The 17,021-nt window shown below is 43.6% G+C and carries 18 protein-coding genes and 1 pseudogene; 2 read left to right on the forward strand and 17 right to left on the reverse strand.

Annotated elements, in window-relative coordinates:
- The 5 genes from AAGC65_RS19135 to AAGC65_RS19155 form a co-directional block, all read right to left on the reverse strand.
- A partial coding sequence (locus AAGC65_RS19135; RefSeq protein WP_343114070.1) for a DnaJ domain-containing protein occupies positions 1 to 626 on the reverse strand: 626 nt, incomplete at its 3' end.
- Positions 627 to 773: 147 nt separating this feature from the next.
- Positions 774 to 1,373 carry a nucleotide exchange factor GrpE gene (locus AAGC65_RS19140; RefSeq protein ID WP_343114071.1) on the reverse strand — a complete coding sequence of 200 codons (600 nt, stop codon included), beginning with the start codon at positions 1,371 to 1,373 and terminating at the stop codon, positions 774 to 776.
- A 330-nt stretch (positions 1,374 to 1,703) separates the two neighbouring features.
- Positions 1,704 to 2,384 (reverse strand): ATP-binding cassette domain-containing protein, encoded by a 681-nt coding sequence (locus AAGC65_RS19145; RefSeq protein ID WP_343114072.1) that lies wholly within the window; start codon positions 2,382 to 2,384, stop codon positions 1,704 to 1,706.
- 5 nt (positions 2,385 to 2,389) lie between these two features.
- Complete coding sequence (locus AAGC65_RS19150) at positions 2,390 to 2,593, reverse strand: fructose-6-phosphate aldolase (protein WP_076378137.1); 204 nt, start codon at positions 2,591 to 2,593, stop codon at positions 2,390 to 2,392.
- 62 nt (positions 2,594 to 2,655) lie between these two features.
- Complete coding sequence (locus AAGC65_RS19155) at positions 2,656 to 3,681, reverse strand: acyl-CoA reductase (protein ID WP_343114073.1); 1,026 nt, start codon at positions 3,679 to 3,681, stop codon at positions 2,656 to 2,658.
- A gap of 101 nt (positions 3,682 to 3,782) precedes the next feature.
- Here AAGC65_RS19155 and AAGC65_RS19160 point away from each other — a divergent pair, with 101 nt between their 5' ends.
- Positions 3,783 to 4,136 (forward strand): 4Fe-4S dicluster domain-containing protein, encoded by a 354-nt coding sequence (locus tag AAGC65_RS19160; RefSeq protein ID WP_321561322.1) that lies wholly within the window; start codon positions 3,783 to 3,785, stop codon positions 4,134 to 4,136.
- A gap of 147 nt (positions 4,137 to 4,283) precedes the next feature.
- Positions 4,284 to 5,045: a C40 family peptidase gene (locus AAGC65_RS19165; protein WP_343114074.1), complete on the forward strand. Its 762-nt coding sequence runs from the start codon at positions 4,284 to 4,286 to the stop codon at positions 5,043 to 5,045.
- A 178-nt stretch (positions 5,046 to 5,223) separates the two neighbouring features.
- Here the strand turns inward: AAGC65_RS19165 and AAGC65_RS19170 are convergent, their stop codons facing one another.
- The 12 genes and pseudogenes from AAGC65_RS19170 to AAGC65_RS19225 all read right to left on the reverse strand — a co-directional run bounded on the left by AAGC65_RS19170 (position 5,224) and on the right by AAGC65_RS19225 (position 16,678).
- The gene (locus AAGC65_RS19170) at positions 5,224 to 6,129 is read right to left on the reverse strand and encodes a WD40 repeat domain-containing protein (protein ID WP_343114075.1); all 906 of its coding nucleotides are present in this window, start codon (positions 6,127 to 6,129) and stop codon (positions 5,224 to 5,226) included.
- A gap of 90 nt (positions 6,130 to 6,219) precedes the next feature.
- On the reverse strand, positions 6,220 to 6,807 hold the full coding sequence (hisIE, locus tag AAGC65_RS19175) for a bifunctional phosphoribosyl-AMP cyclohydrolase/phosphoribosyl-ATP diphosphatase HisIE (RefSeq protein ID WP_343114076.1): 588 nt from the start codon (positions 6,805 to 6,807) through the stop codon (positions 6,220 to 6,222).
- 110 nt (positions 6,808 to 6,917) lie between these two features.
- Positions 6,918 to 7,703, reverse strand: coding sequence for an imidazole glycerol phosphate synthase subunit HisF (gene hisF, locus AAGC65_RS19180; RefSeq protein ID WP_343114085.1), 786 nt, complete (start codon positions 7,701 to 7,703; stop codon positions 6,918 to 6,920).
- 9 nt (positions 7,704 to 7,712) lie between these two features.
- A pseudogene (locus AAGC65_RS19185) lies at positions 7,713 to 8,057 on the reverse strand (endonuclease domain-containing protein); the annotation flags it as partial.
- 49 nt (positions 8,058 to 8,106) lie between these two features.
- Complete coding sequence (locus tag AAGC65_RS19190) at positions 8,107 to 8,856, reverse strand: 1-(5-phosphoribosyl)-5-[(5-phosphoribosylamino)methylideneamino] imidazole-4-carboxamide isomerase (protein ID WP_343114077.1); 750 nt, start codon at positions 8,854 to 8,856, stop codon at positions 8,107 to 8,109.
- A 4-nt stretch (positions 8,857 to 8,860) separates the two neighbouring features.
- The gene (hisH, locus tag AAGC65_RS19195) at positions 8,861 to 9,514 is read right to left on the reverse strand and encodes an imidazole glycerol phosphate synthase subunit HisH (RefSeq protein WP_343114078.1); all 654 of its coding nucleotides are present in this window, start codon (positions 9,512 to 9,514) and stop codon (positions 8,861 to 8,863) included.
- Between the two features lie 38 nt (positions 9,515 to 9,552).
- A complete protein-coding gene (gene hisB, locus AAGC65_RS19200) occupies positions 9,553 to 10,695 on the reverse strand; it encodes a bifunctional histidinol-phosphatase/imidazoleglycerol-phosphate dehydratase HisB (RefSeq protein ID WP_343114079.1) in 1,143 nt (380 codons plus the stop codon).
- Positions 10,696 to 11,739: a histidinol-phosphate transaminase gene (hisC, locus tag AAGC65_RS19205; protein ID WP_343114080.1), complete on the reverse strand. Its 1,044-nt coding sequence runs from the start codon at positions 11,737 to 11,739 to the stop codon at positions 10,696 to 10,698.
- A 138-nt stretch (positions 11,740 to 11,877) separates the two neighbouring features.
- Positions 11,878 to 13,164, reverse strand: a complete 1,287-nt coding sequence (gene hisD, locus AAGC65_RS19210; RefSeq protein WP_343114081.1) for a histidinol dehydrogenase — start codon at positions 13,162 to 13,164, stop codon at positions 11,878 to 11,880.
- Positions 13,165 to 13,328: 164 nt separating this feature from the next.
- On the reverse strand, positions 13,329 to 14,180 hold the full coding sequence (gene hisG, locus AAGC65_RS19215) for an ATP phosphoribosyltransferase (protein ID WP_343114082.1): 852 nt from the start codon (positions 14,178 to 14,180) through the stop codon (positions 13,329 to 13,331).
- A 292-nt stretch (positions 14,181 to 14,472) separates the two neighbouring features.
- Entirely contained in the window at positions 14,473 to 15,993 is a 1,521-nt protein-coding gene (locus AAGC65_RS19220) for a hypothetical protein (RefSeq protein WP_343114083.1), read from the reverse strand.
- A gap of 193 nt (positions 15,994 to 16,186) precedes the next feature.
- Positions 16,187 to 16,678 carry an HAD family hydrolase gene (locus AAGC65_RS19225; protein ID WP_343114084.1) on the reverse strand — a complete coding sequence of 164 codons (492 nt, stop codon included), beginning with the start codon at positions 16,676 to 16,678 and terminating at the stop codon, positions 16,187 to 16,189.
- Positions 16,679 to 17,021: the final 343 nt, after the last annotated feature.

Consider the following 17,021-nt stretch of genomic DNA (forward strand, 5'->3'; position numbering starts at 1 on the left):
CCTTCGCCGTTACAGGTAGGGCAGGTGCTGGTAGTTTGCATCTGGCCCAGTATGGTATTGGTTACCCTGCGCACCGCGCCCGAGCCACCGCAAGTTTTACAGGTTTGGAACGATGATTTATCTTTTGCGCCAGAGCCATCGCAGGTTTTACAAACAATTTGTTTATTAACCTTTATTTTCTTTTCGGCACCGTTGGCAATTTCTTCTAAGGTTAAACGTACTTTGATACGCAGGTTGCTACCGCGGGCCACACGCCTGCCGCCGGCACCGCCGCCCTGACGGCCACCGCCGCCAAAAAAGCCTTCAAACGGACTGCCGCCGCCAAAAATATCACCAAACTGGCTAAATATGTCGTCCATATTCATGCCACCGCCACCATAGCCACCGCCATTTGCTGATGACGCGTTGGCAGCATGGCCAAACTGGTCATAACGCTGACGTTTTTCAGGACTGCTTAAAACCTCGTAAGCTTCGGCAGCTTCCTTGAATTTCTCTTCAGCTTCTTTATCGCCCTCGTTTTTATCAGGGTGATACTTGATAGCCATTTTACGATATGCCTTTTTTATATCATCGGCACTGGCACCTTTTGCTACACCCAGCACATCGTAATAATCTCTCTTAGCCATATAACTTTTTAATGTTGAATTATTGGGTTATTGAATTATTGATAACCAGATAATTCAATTTTCAATGTGTTTCTGTTGAATTACTGAGTAGGGATAGATCAAGAATAAAATTCAATAACTCAATCCTTCAATAATTCAATAATTAATTTACGCTCCTACTACTACTTTGGCAAAGCGGATCACCCTGTCTTTCAGGTAATATCCTTTTTCCATTTCGTCAAGTACCTTGCCTTTTAGGTCGTCGGTAGGGGCTGGTATGTTGGTAATGGCCTCGTGCAGGTCGGCATCAAACGGTGCGCCTACAGATTCCATTTCTTTCAGGCCTTTTTGGCCCAGTATATTTTTTAATTTGTTTTGGATAAGCGTAACACCTTCCTTAACCGATGTTACATCAACCGCTTTTTCCATTGAGCGCTGCGCGCGTTCAAAATCGTCTAAAACAGGTAACAGGGCTACCAATAGCTCTTTACCTTCGGTTTCGCGGGCTTCGGCGCGTTCTTTTTGGGTGCGTCTTCTGAAGTTATCAAATTCGGCATATAAGCGCAGGTACTTGTCGTTTGCCTGGGCCAGTTCTTCTTTCAATTTATCCTCGGCAGAAGGTGCGTCTACAACCTCCTGTTCAGCAGTTTCGGTCTGAGCCTGTTCCTGTCCGTCGTCTTGTATATTTTCCTGATCTGTCGTGTTCATATTTTCTGGAGTATCCGTATTTTCTTTCTTCTTTTTCTTCAACATATCGTTAAATTTCATAGCTGATAGTGCCAATCAAGTATCCTGCCATTGCCCTAAAGCCGACAAGCTGTCAGTGGTCAATAAATTAATCAGGAAGGTGTGACACCTTTTGTGCAGGAGTGACAGGTTGACTGTTGATTCTTGACCGCTGATTGGTTTTGATTGCGCTGATTTCGTTGATTCTTTTGTCTGAACCATGATTAAACTGATTTTGGGATTATTAGGATTTCTTTTACCTGTTAAAAAAATCGAGGTAATCTTATAATCCTATAAATCGTGGTTCAGACAAAATCATTATCCATTTGAAAGGCAATCAACGAAATCAGCGCAATCAAAAACAATCAACGGTTAAATTTCCGCGTCTTCCAGTACCTTACCATTTTCACATTTGATGATGCGCGATGGGAATGCACGGATAATATGATAATCATGTGTGGCCACCAGTACCGAGGTGCCTGATTGGCTGATCTGTTTCAGCAGCAGTACAATTTCTTCGGATGTTTCCGGGTCAAGGTTGCCGGTTGGCTCGTCGGCCAGTATAATTTCGGGATCGTTAAGCAGGGCACGGGCAATAACCACACGCTGCTGCTCGCCGCCGGATAGCTCATGCGGCATTTTTTTAAGTTTGGAACGAAGGCCTACTTTTTCCAATACATCAAGGGTACGCTCGGCAATCAGTTTTTTGTCTTTCCAGCCGGTAGCACGCATCACAAAAAGCAGGTTTTGCTCAATTGACCTGTCGGTAAGCAGTTGAAAATCCTGGAAAACAATACCCAGCTTGCGCCTCAAAAACGGCACATCGCGACCGGGTAGTTTACTCAGTTCGTATCCGCAGGCATGACCGGTGCCGCTTTTGATGCCCAGATCGCCATAAATTACTTTAAGCAAACTGCTTTTGCCAGATCCGGTTTGGCCAATCAGCCATACAAAATCGCCTTTGTCAATATGCAGGTTAACGTTTGATAGAACCAGGTGTGCCTGTTGAAAAATATCAACACCGTTTAACTTGATTACAGAGTTTCCGATCATCTTTTTTATAGCTCTAATTTTAAGATCTGGCCAAAAGGCAGATCTTTTATAATATTCATAATATATTCGGCCTTATCCGCAAGCCCCACCTTATCTAACGATTTATCAGGCCTATCCACCCTGAAATAAGCCAGCAGGGTGAACTTATCGTCACGAAGCTGCACGTAATCAGGTATTTTGGCAACGCCTTTAACTTTTATAATATACATTTTTGTCCATGGTCCATGGTCTATAGTCCATGGACGGCTGTTTGCTCAAAGGTATTGTAATTTTAAAGATTTGCCAAGAATTCCATTGTATCAATCCCATCAGCATAATCCCATAAAGCGGGCTGCTGGCTTTGGCCAAAAACCACTACCTGGTTAGGCACCGTGATAGTTGCGGTGGTAACAATGCACTGCAGGTTTTCGCTTTGTTCAGTCAATAATTGTTGGGCAGCTGGCAGATCAGCATAATAACTAAAATACACTACCGACAGCGGAGATGCCATCCTGTCATCCTCTTTTACCATCAGGAAACCATTATCCAGGTGAGGGTCGCCGTTTACCAGGTAAATCGACTTATTATAATCATAATTATTATTGTATTTATGATGATGGATGATAGCTTTATGAGCCTCTATCGATTCAAAAAAGAAATTGAAATTATAACCTTCGGGTACCAATAGTTTCGATACATTGCGGCAGCCCAGGCCGTAATAATCAAAAATATCATGACCAAGCTTAAACAGTTCTTCGGCGCTTTCTGTACCGGTAAGCAGGGCTATGCTATTGCGGTTTTTGCGGATGATGTTAGGCACCTTGCCAAAATAATAATCAAAATAGCGCGAGCTGTTATTATTGCCTGTAGCTATAATAGCGTCGAAGTTTACCAGGCGCTCAACAAAACTGAATTTATCGGCAAAAGTGCTGTCAATATCAACCAGGCGTTGTAAAACCTGTTTAATAAGGCGAGCATCCTGTGATGATGCTTTGATAAGCGCGTGATTACCAGAAGCCAGCACGCAAAGCACATCATGAAAGCCAACCAGCGGTATATTACCAGCCAAAATAAGACCAATCTTTTTTACCGGTTTGTCATTTTCAAGGTTGTATTTTGACAGCCATAGTTGCAGATCGGCCTCGTTAAGCATGTTGCCAATGGCAGTTACGGCCTCCAAAACACTTTCGGGCGTAAACCAGGCATTGTGGTATTGCTCATCGTTAATAATAGCCATGAGTTGTGCATCTGGCGCTATTAACTGTTTTCCCAAGCTTGAAAATGAATTTATTGAGTTTTTTATATTAATTTTTGACATATATATGGTAAGGATTTAAACCCTTAAAGCCTTTTTTTGTTATATTTGTGCGCCTGTAAATTTCAGGCAAAGTTAATTGAGAATATTAGATATTTAGAAATATGGCGATTAAAATCACCGATGAATGCATAAACTGCGGAGCCTGCGAGCCGGAGTGCCCAAATAATGCTATTTATGATGCTGGCGCTGCATGGCGTTTTAGCGACGGTACAGGGCTGAAAGGCGTTATTGATTTTGGCGATGGTAATACCTTAAATGCTGAGGAAACCCAGGCTGCCTTATCTGACGATATATATTACATTGTGCCAGATAAGTGTACCGAGTGTGTTGGTTTTCATGACGAACCGCAGTGTGCTGCTGTATGCCCGGTTGACTGCTGTGTAGACGATGAGGATATACGCGAAAGCGAAGAAGAACTGCTGGCCAAAAAAGAGTGGCTGCATATGAACGAATAATTGTTATTTTACAATATATTTAAAAGGGAACGGCTTGCTGTTCCCTTTTTTGTTTTGAAGTTTGGCCAATAATTTTTATGATGAAGTGACCAAACTGGTTAATATCATGTAAATTATTTTTGTTTCTTTTGTGTTTAGCAATTTTAAATGGAATACGGTATTTGTAACCTTGCGGTAATTCCCTTACGCGCCGAAGCCAGCGACCGGAGCGAACAGGTATCTCAGATCTTATTTGGCGAGGCCTTTGAAATTTTGGAGTGGACCGAGCGCTGGGTAAAAGTAGTTACCCAAAGTGATAACTACACCGGGTGGATCGGTCGCTTACAATTTGTTATGCTGGGGCATATCGCTTACCAAAGCCTGAAGCATACACCGGCGCCCCTAACTTACAGGGCTGTAACCCAGGCCTGGAAAAAAGCCGATAACAGCGTACTTTATTTGCCTGCAGGCAGTTCGCTTGTCTTTTTGGATGGTGTTACCTGCTGCATAGGCACCGACAGGTTTGAGATAGTTGGCGAAATTGGAGAACGTGAAGATATTGCCACTACGGCCAAATCGTTTTTAAACGCGCCATACTTATGGGGCGGACGCACCCATTTCGGCATCGACTGCTCAGGTTTTACCCAGGTTGTATTTAAGCTGAATAATATTCACATACAAAGAGATGCCAGCCAGCAGGTTTTGGAAGGTAAACTGGTTGAAAATATTGAACATGCACGCTTAGGCGACCTTGCATTTTTTAATAATCCCGAAGGCCGGGTAACGCATGTTGGCATTATGTTTAACAACGGGCGGATCATCCATGCATCGGGCAAAGTAAAAATAGATTCAATTGATAACGAGGGGATTTATTCAGAAGAACAAAAACGCCATACGCATAAGTTGCACAGTATAAAGCGGTTTATGTGAGTGTTTTATACTACCTGTCATTACGAGGTACGAAGCAATCGCGAACAATGCAAGTACTCTCTGTAAAGTCTGCGATTGCCGCGCTACGCTCGCAATGACAAGAATCTTGATCTAAGCATTATCACGATGAAAAATCAAGGTAACCCTTCAATCCCAAAAATCCTGGTTCAGACAAACATCAATCAAACTTAATATCCCAAACAATCACCTTTTTATCATCACTTACGGAGAGCAGCTGATTGCCGTTCCAGGCCAGTTTGTTTACCGATAAGGGGTGGCTTGCATGACCTTTTTCGCGGCTGATATTCTTGTACAATTTAAAATCATCGGCTCCCCATATTTTAATGCCTTTATCCATGCTGGCTGTGGCAAAATAGGGTAGGGTAGGATGGAAAAGGATATGGTTAATGGCAAACATATGCGCCGGTATACTTTTTAAAGGCTGGTAGTTTGCCGTATCCCAGATCTTGATCTGCGCGTCGCGCCCTCCCGATGCCAGGTAGGTACCATCCGGGCTGTAGGCCAGCGCGAAAACAGACATGGTATGCCCATGTACAGCTTTAAGCAGTGTATAATCTTCCAGGTCGTATATTTTGATGCTGTTATCGCGGCAGCCGAAAGCTACTTGTTTTTCATCGGCCGATATGGCTATGCAGCGCACTGTATCTGCCGATACTTTGATAGTGTGCACTAATTCTAAACTGGCAAGGCTCCATACAGAAACTGTACCATCTTCAGAAGCTATCAGCAATTCGTTCTTCTGCGGGGCCGACTTGATATCAAAAATAGGTTTAACGTGGTGCCTGAGCGATTTAATAAGCTTTTGCTGTATAAAATCAAACACCAATACCTCGCCACTGCGCAGGCCTGCGATTAATACCGGGAAACCTGCCGGGCAGTGGATGGCATAAATAGAAGCATTAACCGGGAACATCACTTTGATGAACGAAAAGTCTTTCAGGCTCCATTCCACCAAGCCTTTATCGTTGCCGCCGGTAAATAATATACCCGGCTTTTGCGAAAGTTCCAGTGTAAAAATAGGGTTGCCATGCCCGGTTAGTTCTGCTATTTTTTCAACATTCATTGGGAGTGATGAGTTTTGAGTAATGAGTTTTGAGTTAAATATCGAAACATGAGCACCAACTCATAACTGCTAACTCAAAACTGCAAACTGCTATTTATGTCTTCCTTCTAAATTTTTGGCGATGGTTTTAAGGTCGAGTCCTTTTTCACGGAGTAGTACCAACAGGTGAAAAACCAGATCAGATGACTCGTTGATCAGGTCGGTTTCTGTTTCGGCCAGGGCCGCTATTACGGTTTCAACACCTTCTTCACCAACTTTTTGGGCTATTTTATTGAGGCCTTTGCTGCGCAGTTTATTTACGTATGATCCCTCAACCGGGTTCTCGTACCTATCGGCAATAATGTTTTCCAGCTCCAGTATAAAGTTTTGGTTATACTCAGTTTTAAAGCAGCTGCGTGATCCGGTGTGGCAGGTAGGGCCATCGGCTTTAACCTTGATCAGGATGGTATCGTTATCGCAATCAATACTGATGTTTTTTACATGCAGAAAGTTGCTGCTAGTTTCGCCTTTGGTCCACAAGCGGTTTTTTGAACGGGAAAAAAAGGTGACGATATTTTCCTGTACCGTTTTATCATACGCTTCCTGGTTCATATACCCAAGCATCAGCACCTCAAGGGTTTGCTCATCCTGAATAATAACCGGAACCAGTCCGTCGGTTTTGTTGAAATCAATGTTCATTTTATGTTGGTTGTGAGGGGAGAATACGGGGGAGCGGATGTGTGGTGCGGGTAATAAGGCTGATACACACAGTTCATCCCCGATCTTCGCACCACACTCTTCGCACCCAGTTATATCCTTACCTCAATATTATTACTTTTTAATACAGCTTTCAGATCAGGTATCAGTATTTCGCCGTAGTGAAATACTGAGGCTGCCAAAGCGGCATCTACATTTGTTTTGTCAAATACATCAACAAAGTGCTGCACAGCACCGGCGCCGCCTGAGGCAATCACGGGGATATGCACTGCGTCATTGATGGTTTTCAGTAGGCCATTATCAAAGCCATTTTTAGTACCGTCGTGATCCATTGAGGTAAGCAGGATCTCGCCTGCGCCGCGACTTTCGGCTTCCAGTATCCACTCTAAAGTTTCGTGCTCTGTAGGTAAACGACCGCCATTGAGGTGAACAACGTTTTTATCGCCTATACTGCGGGTATCAACCGCAATTACCACAAACTGAACACCAAAAGCTTTGGCCAATTCATCAATCAGTGCCGGGTTGCGTACCGCGGCCGAATTGATGGATATTTTATCAGCACCTGCATTAAGCAGCGCGTCGGCATCGGCAATTTCATTAATACCACCGCCAATGGTAAACGGAATATTGATCTGCCGGGCAACGGCCTTTACCAGCTCTACCATCGTTTTACGACGCTCAACCGTGGCGGTAATATCCAGGAAAACCAGTTCGTCGGCACCCTGGTTCGAGTAGTTCCATGCCAGTTCAACCGGGTCTCCGGCATCGCGCAGGTCAACAAAGTTTACGCCTTTTACCGTACGGCCGTCTTTAACATCAAGGCAGGGGATGATGCGCTTGGCGAGCCCCCCCCGCCCCCTAAAGGGGGAGCCTTTGATTTGCGTATTTATATCTTCCAATACTTTATTTAAATTGTTGAATATTTGATCATTTGTAAAGCGCAGCACCTTAATGTCATCACGTTCTAAATTCGCCTGACGCTCTAAATCGTTTATTGCTATTGTTGCGACTTTGTGAATGCTACCATCCAACTCAATAACCAATTTATATTGATGACAATAGAAATCAGCAATATAAATACCTAAAGGATGCTGCCTTCTAAATTTTACACCTAATTGTTTACCTTTTAAATAGCCCCACAGCAATTCTTCAGCTGCGGTCATTCTATATCGAAGAGCTTCCGCATTTTTAAATATCAGAGGGTCAGCACCCAAAAACATCTTCCTTTTCATCAGAGAATTACGTAAGCAAATAGCTCCCCCTTCAGGGGGCTGGGGGGCCCTATATCGAAATCAAGGCGTCCAGATTCCAGTTCTTAACGTCTTCGATGGTGATATGGCCTTCGTAAATAGCTTTGCCTACTACGCATGATTCCACCTTTAAGCGGCTCAGCTGCTCAATATCTTTCATGGAGCTTACACCACCAGAGGCGATCAGTTTAATGAATGGTGAATGGTCAAGCAGTTTTTCGTAAAGGTCAATACCTGCTCCGCCCAGTTTGCCGTCTTTATTGATATCGGTACATAAAAAGCGGAAAAAGCCTAACGATAAGCATTTATCAACGTAATCTCTTAGTTTAATAGGTGAGCTTTCCATCCAGCCTGAATATTTGATCACCTCGTCGAGCACGTCGATAGCGATAACTACCTGGTCTGAGCATTTGTCTTTACCGCATATCTCGCTGCCCAGTTCGGGTAAAAAGCTGGGGTTGGTAAGTGCCTGTGTGCCTACAATAACGCGATGAATGCCCGCGTCAATCAGCTCTTTTACTTTATCAATGCTCCGGATGCCGCCTCCGTACTGTACCTTCATATCGGTTTTACGGATCACATCAAACAGGTATTGCTGGTTGCTGAAATCGTTTTTGGCGCCGTTCAGGTCTATGATATGAATAAAATTGGTACCATTGCTTTGGTAGCGCTCAATCATTTCTTCAAGCGTAACATCGTATTCTGTTACCTGACCATAATCGCCTTCACGCAAACGCACTACCTTTTTGTTCAATATGTCAATCGCAGGGATAATGTACATGTCTTTATATTTTTGAAAAGTTTGTTAACAATGTTTCGCCGTGCACACCTGATTTTTCAGGGTGAAATTGTACTCCGTAAAAGTTATCATGCCAAATTGATGCCGAAAATTCATTGTTGTAGTTGGCAGCCGATAAAGTGTAATCTTTATCGTATTCAATAAAGTATGAATGTACAAAGTAAAAATGTGAACCCGACGGTATATTTTTAAACAGCGGGTTTTCCTTTTCGGGGAATACCTGGTTCCAGCCGGTATGCGGAACTTTGAGGGTGCTGCTCTCCTTAAATTTTAAGGTTTTGATAGGGAATATATTGAGCAAATCAGAGTCGCCCTCTTCAGAATAGGAAGTAAGCAACTGCATGCCGACGCAAATACCCAGTGTTGGTTTGTTCAGGGCTTTAATGGTTGGTACCAGGCCGGTTTGCTCCAGCTTGCGCATGGCAGTACCCGCGTGGCCAACGCCGGGGATAATGTAACGGTCGTATAGATCAAAGTCCTCCGCTTTATTGATCATGCCGTAAGGTATCCCCAAACGATCCAATGCCGCTGTGAGCGAAAAAATGTTGCCTGCGCCGTATCGAATGATGCCGATGCCCCCCCCGCCCCCTAAAGGGGGAGCCTGGGAAGTGCTTATTTTATTTTCCTGATTACTGTCCATGATGTAATTCAAAAGTTCCCCCTTTAGGGGGTTAGGGGCTATAATACCCCTTTAGTACTTGGTAAAACCATCTTATCTACATCACGTTTTACGGCCATTTTTATTGCCTTGGCAAATACTTTAAATATCGCCTCAATTTTGTGATGCTCGTTTTGGCCTTCGGCCTTGATATTCAGGTTGCATTTGGCCGCGTCTGAGAACGATTTGAAGAAATGATAAAACATTTCCGTAGGTACATCGCCTACTTTTTCGCGGTTAAATTCTGCTTCCCAAACTATCCAGTTACGGCCGCCAAAATCAATAGCCGCTTGTGCCAAACAGTCATCCATTGGCAGGCAAAAACCATAGCGTTCAATGCCTTTTTTGTTACCTAATGCTGTAGCAAAAACCTCGCCTAAGGCAATGCCGGTATCTTCAATGGTATGGTGCTCGTCAATATGCAAGTCACCTTTGGCGGTCACTTCCAGATCAATACTACCGTGTCGTGCAATCTGGTCAAGCATGTGGTCAAAAAAGTGCAACCCGGTTGATACTTTTGACTCGCCCGTGCCATCAAGGTTTATTTTAATGTAAATATCTGTCTCTTTGGTAGTACGGCGGTGTTCAACCACGCGTTGCCCCAGTTTCAGAAATTCGTATATCTGTTTCCAGTCGGTAGTTTCCAGTGCAATGGTATCGCCGATGTGATCAGCCTCGGTAAACTCGCCACCGCCTAAACCTGAGTTATTATTAAGCCAGATGGCTTTTGCCCCAAGATTCCGGGCCAGCAGTACATCGTTTTTACGGTCGCCAATAGTAAATGAACCTTGCAGATCGTACTTATCGGCATCAAGGTATTGGGTAAGCAGCGCTGTACCCGGTTTGCGGGTTGGTGCTTTTTCGGCAGGGAAGGTACGGTCAATAACAATGTTATCAAACTTTACACCTTCGGCCTCAAAGGTTTTGAGGATAAAGTTATGTACCGGCCAAAAGGTATCTTCCGGGTATGATGCCGTACCTAAGCCGTCCTGGTTGGTAACCATTACCAGTTCAAAATCAAGCTCTTTAGCTATTTTGGGCAGATAGGTTAACGCGCCGGGATAAAACTCCAGCTTTTCAAAAGAATCTATCTGCTCATCAGCAGGTTCTTTGATCAGCGTGCCATCGCGGTCAACAAATAATATTTTCTGTAGATTGCTCATTTAAAAATTCTGTAGGGTTTGGAGTAAAGTGGTATTTTCATCAGGAGTACCCACGGTAATGCGCAGACAGCCTTCGCAAAGTTCAACTTTGGAGCGGTTGCGTATAATGATGCCTTTGCCAACCAGATAGTCGTAAATTTTGTTGGCATCAGTAGTTTTCACGAGGATAAAGTTAGCATCTGACGGATAAATATCCAGCACAAAATCAAAGTTTTTAAGCTCAAGCACCAACCTGTCGCGTTGTGACAGTGTCTCTTTGATCCAGGCGTTGATCTGATCAACGTTAGCCAGTGCTTCCAACGCCAGTTGTTGTGATGCCTCATTAACGTTGTAAGGTGGTTTTACCTTGTTCATCACCTCAATGATTTCCTCGCTGGCAAATGCCATACCTACACGCAGGCCGGCCAGTCCCCAGGCTTTTGACAAGGTTTGCAATACCACAAGATTGGCATATTCGGTAAGCTCCTGAATAAAAGTTTTTTGGCGGCTGAAGTTGATATAAGCCTCATCAACAATAACAAGGCCGTTAAAATTAGCCAGCAGGGTTTCTACATCGGCACGGTTAATAGAATTGCCTGTAGGATTGTTTGGAGAGCAGATAAAGATCAGTTTAGTATTCTTGTCGATAGCTTCGGCAATTCCTTCCAGGTTAAGCTGGTAATCTTCGGTCAGTAAAACCTTGCGGGCCTCCACATCATTAATATTGGCCGATACCTGGTACATGCCGTAAGTAGGGGGAACGATGATCACATTATCCACACCCGGGTTACAAAAGCTGCGGAAAAGGATATCAATAGCCTCATCGCTGCCGTTGCCAATAAAGATATTGCGTGGTGGTACGCCCTTAATTTCGGTAATGCGTTTTTTTAACTGGTACTGCAGCGGATCGGGATAGCGGTTAAACTGCTGATCCAATGGCGATCCGAAAGCGTTTTCATTAGCATCCAGAAAAACACTCGCCTCACCCTGGTACTCATCACGTGCGGAAGAGTAGGGGGTTAGGTTTTTGATGTTTTCCCTTAGTATATTGTTGATATTGTACATTTTAATTGATGTTTGTCATTGCGAGCGAAGAAGCCTCACCCAACCCTCTCCAAAGGAGAGGGCTTTAAAATACTGTTTTTAAAGTCTTCCCCTTTGGGGGAGATTTAGAGGGGGCTTCTTTGTTCGCAATAACGTTTTTTAATTACTGTTTCTAATTGAGACCGCATTCCTGTGTGCATGCAATCCCTCTAACTCAGCCAAAATCTCCACGCTTGGGCCAATGTTCTGGATGCCCTCACGGGTAATATGCTGGAAGGTGATCTTCTTCACAAACGAATCAACTGATACGCCTGAATAAGCCCTTGCATAGCTGCTGGTTGGCAGCGTATGGTTAGTGCCCGACGCATAATCGCCCGCGCTTTCCGGTGTTAAATTGCCCAGGAATACGGAGCCCGCGTTGATAATGAAACCGGTTATCTCTTTCCATCTTTCGGTAGCCAATATCAAATGCTCTGGAGCATATTGGTTACTGAAGTCCATAGCCTGTTCCAGGTTGGAGGCAACTACGATGTACGAGTTATCGATAGCCACTTTAGCTATTTCAGCACGGGGCAGGGTAGGCAATTGTTTTTCCACTTCGGCCATTGTTTCCTGTGCTATTTTGGCAGATGTACACACCAATACCGATTGACTATCAATACCATGCTCAGCCTGTGCCAGCAGATCGGCGGCAATGTAGGCCGGGGTAGCGCTTTCATCAGCGATAACCAATACTTCCGACGGGCCCGCCGGCATATCAATGGCCGTGGTGGTGGTTGATTGTATAATCGTTTTAGCCTTGGTTACAAACTGGTTGCCCGGGCCAAATATTTTATCAACCCTGGTAACGCTTTCTGTACCGTAAGCCATAGCCGCTATTGCCTGGGCACCGCCTATCAAAAATATCTTTTCAATACCCAGTAACAGGGCTACATAGGCTATAAAGGCATTCACCTTGCCGTTTTTTTGTGGTGGCGAGCATACCACAATTTCATGGCAACCGGCTATTTTGGCCGGGATACCTAACATTAAAAAAGTGCTTGGTAAAACGGCAGTACCACCGGGGATGTATAAACCTACCTTTTCAATAGGCCGTAGCTCGCGCCAGCAGGTTACGCCGGGCATGGTTTCTACCTTATCTTCAGTCTTTAACTGGGTACGGTGAAATTTAAGAATATTATTATAAGCAGTTTGCAGCGCGGCTTTTTGCTCGGCCGATACACTTTCGGCCAGTTCTTCCAAGTCTGTTTTGTCAAGGTACAGGTTACTGAGCTCAACCTTGTCAAACTTGCTGGCATAATCATACAAAGCACGGTCGCCGTTTTGCTGAACGTGGTCAATCACCTCTTCAACAATGCTGCGGATCTCATTAGCCGGGTCAACATTGCGCTGAACCAGTTTTTGTATGTCGGTTGCAGTAAGGTCTGAATAATTAAATAATTTCATAAGCCCCTAACCCCTGAAGGGGGAATTTATTTGTTTAAGTGTTTAGTCCGAGTTAATTCGGCGTCCAGCCAGGAGCCCCCTCTAAATCTCCCCCAAAGGGGGAGACTTAAAAAAGCTTTTTTTAAGCCCTCTCCCTTGGAGAGGGTTGGGTGAGGCTCGTCGCCCTATAATATTATTTTCTCAATTGGCATTACTACAATGCCTTGCGCACCGGCTTGTTTCAGAAGACTGATCCTGTCCCAAAAATCACGTTCCGGGATAACGGTGTGTACCGCAACCCAGTCAGCCTCGGCAAGGTTTACTACCGACGGACTTTTTACGCCTGGCAGCAAAGCGGTAACCGCGCTAAGGTTGTCTTTATGAACGTTAAGTACCACGTACTTAGTCTCTTTGGCACGTAAAACAGATTGAACGCGTTGTATCAGTTCCTGAACCAGATCGTTATTTTCAGTTGCCTTGCTGCTGATCAATACCGCTTCTGACGACATCACATCGGCAAATGGTTTCAGTCCGTTGCTTTTTAAGGTACCGCCGGTTGAAACCAAATCGCAAATGGCATCGCTTAAACCCAGGCCTGGCGAAATTTCAACCGAACCGGAAATGGTGCGGATATCTGATTCAATACCTTGTTGTTTTAAGAATTTACCCAAGATAACCGGGTAGGTGGTAGCTATAGCTTTTCCGTGCAGGTCGGCAAGGCTTTGAATTTCGTTATTATTAGGAACGGCAATTTTTAATGAGCATTTACCAAAACCCAAACGTTGCAGGTAGCTTACCTCCACTTCGGTTTCCTGTATCACGTTTTCGCCAACAATACCCAGATCGGCAATGCCATCCTGAACATATTCAGGAATATCATCATCGCGAAGAAAAAGGATCTCTAAAGGGAAATTGGATACCGGGGAGATAAGCGAGCTTTTGTAGTTTTCAAAATTTAAGCCGCAATTTTTTAATAATTCAACAGATTTTTCGTTGAGCCGACCAGATTTCTGGATCGCTATTTTAAGTGTTTTCAAAAGATTGAGTTTAAGAAACTATGATAAAAAAGAGTATAAACGGAGGTTGTTATTTCGCGTAGAAACATACATATTAGCTGATCACCACATGGTGGTGATGCAGATGAAGATGATGTAGTGCGATACCGTTCATTTTTATATAGTAAAACTATAGATTAGCTGCCGCAAATATATACAGATGTTTTTTAAATCAAAATTTATTTGTTCATTAGTTCACTGGGTTCATTAGTTTATTGGTTTGGGCAATAAACTAATATTTGATATGCTACAAATGAACTAATGAACCACTGAACTATTGAACCTCCTGATATTCATAAATAGCCCCCTCTTCCCCAAAATCTTTGATCTTTTTGAGTGATTTTACTTTCTGAATATCTTTCAGGTTAATGAGCTCCGGATTTTCCAGCACATTAAACCAGATAAGGTAGTAGCGCTTTGCCTGGTAAAATTTGGCAATATCCTTTTTGAAGAATTTATGTGGTACCAGGTATGATGACATACCTGAGAAAAAGTAAACGGCCTCATGCGCGTCGGTATAAATTTTTACGCCGGGTTTAAACAGGCTTTTGTCGCCGCTTTTAAGGTAAGCCGCAAATGGCGATTCGAGCCAGCTGTTATCGGTGTAGCCGGGGTTACCATATTCGTCGGCTATCTGGTCGCTGTAGCGGGCTTTATCAATTAAAAACTCTTTAGTTACAAAGCCCAGCATCATCACTATAAATATGGCTGCTACTATGTTTTTAGTAGTTTTATTGGCGATGTTTTTGAGCAGCAGCAATCCCCAACTGGTATAACCCCAAAGAGCAGGTATATAAATAGGAGCCAGTAAACGGTGGTTAATGCGCTCGTAACGTGAAAAGGTAGATGACAACACAATGAACAAGCCATACACCAGCGCAAAGGTAATGGCCAGGTTTTCAAAGCTATCAACCCGGCGACGGTAGTAATTGTAAGCCAGTGCAGCTATAAAGCCTAACAATATAATAACGGCAAGCGGTGTTGCCAGAAAGTATTGGTTAGGAGTGAGACCCATCCAATCGCACATAACAGTGCCAAAATAGTACAGGTTTTTGCTGAAAGGGGTAATAGATGGTTCACGCGGTCCGGTTGTGGTACCCGACATGAGCGCGTTGAACAGCAGGTTGCTTACCAGCAGCGATATGCAAACAAAGCCGTATATAATAATATGTACAATTTTCTTTTTCAGCGGCAAAACTCTGTCGAGCAGTAACAGCACACCGCCGGTGCCTACAATGGTAACCGCAGCGTAGCGGGTTACGCAGCTTATAGCAGCTATAAGGGCGGCAACTATAAGCGCTTTAACGGTATGCTTTAACAGGTACTGCCTGAAAGCCACTAGGAATAAAAGCGTTTCCAGTATAAACAAGGTCTCCGACCATAAATAAGAGTAGGCCTGCAACAATGCGGGGCTTAATATAATAGCCACCAACATGAGCCATTTATATACCCTTGCCGATGGTACAAAGCGTTGCATGATATACCCGGAGGTGAATATTAAGGACGCAAACATCAGCCCATTAAGTATAGCGCCAAACATAACAGGATCTACCCGGGTGATGAGCAGGATGGTACCCAGAAAAATGGGATAAAATACCGGGAAATCAACAATGGGCACATGGTTAAAAGTATGCAGGGTGCCACTTGCGTTAAAGCTGCGTGCGGCACTGATATACATGATAGAATCCGGCGAGATGCCTATACCACTATAACTGCAAAATACCTGAACAGCAACAAAACCAATTAAAGCGGCGATAAGGGTATCGGAGTTTTTTAAGTAACGGCTTAGCTGCATGTGTTTTATTTTGTAATAGTGGTAAAAGTTTTACGGGGGTAAAATGTTTTAGGTTTTGTGAAAAATCACTTAAAACGTGTCATTGCGAGGTACGAAGCAATCGCGAACTGTGCAAATCCGCTCAGTATTATTCGCGATTGCCACGCTATCGCTCGCAATGACAAATTTCATATGACGTGGTGAGGTGATTTAATTAATCAATCAGATCAAGCACGGTGCTTATAGGCTGGTCGCTGTCAATCAGGATGCCTTTTACGCCGGCGGCGGTGCCAGCCTCCACGTCACGCTCACGATCACCAATGAAATATGATTTTGACGGATCAATGTCGTATTTAGCTATACCCTGCAATAACAGGCCCGGTTTTGGTTTGCGGCAATCGCAATCGCCGGTAAACAGGGGGTGGTGCGGGCAATAAAAAAAGTCTACGATATCAACGCCATGCTCTTTATAAACCTGTTTCAGGTGGTTGTGCATTTTGGCCAGCTCCTCCTCGGTGTACCAGCCTTTAGCCAGTCCTCCCTGGTTGGTGGCAACCAGCAACATGTAACCTCTGTCTTGCAGGGTTTTCAGGGCATCAAAGTTATCTAATACATGAAAATCCTCAAAACGGCGTACGTAATCACCCATTTCCTGGTTAAGTACTCCATCACGATCTAAAAAAACGGCTTTATTTTTTGCGGGCATCTGTTTAAATTTTTGGCGAAGTTAACAATTCTATAACTTCCTTTAAATGCGGCATAATTATCAATGCAAATGTACGTTGAACTAAAAGGTCATGATTCTGTCAATTATACATGCTAAATCGCACAAAATTAAATTCTGTTATTACTGTAATTACTGCTTTTATAACTGTTTATAGCATAATTTGTGCAACTTTATATTGATTCTAAATAAGTAAATGCAGGTTTTCATTTATGTTATCATAATAATAGGTCTTAAATGTTATTAATTTGTTAAATAAACATTACTCTGGTAATGGATTTTTTAGAAATTTTTAAAAATAACCGATGATTTTATAATTTATGTA

It is taken from the genome of Mucilaginibacter sp., from assembly GCF_039207105.1.
Classification (GTDB): domain Bacteria; phylum Bacteroidota; class Bacteroidia; order Sphingobacteriales; family Sphingobacteriaceae; genus Mucilaginibacter.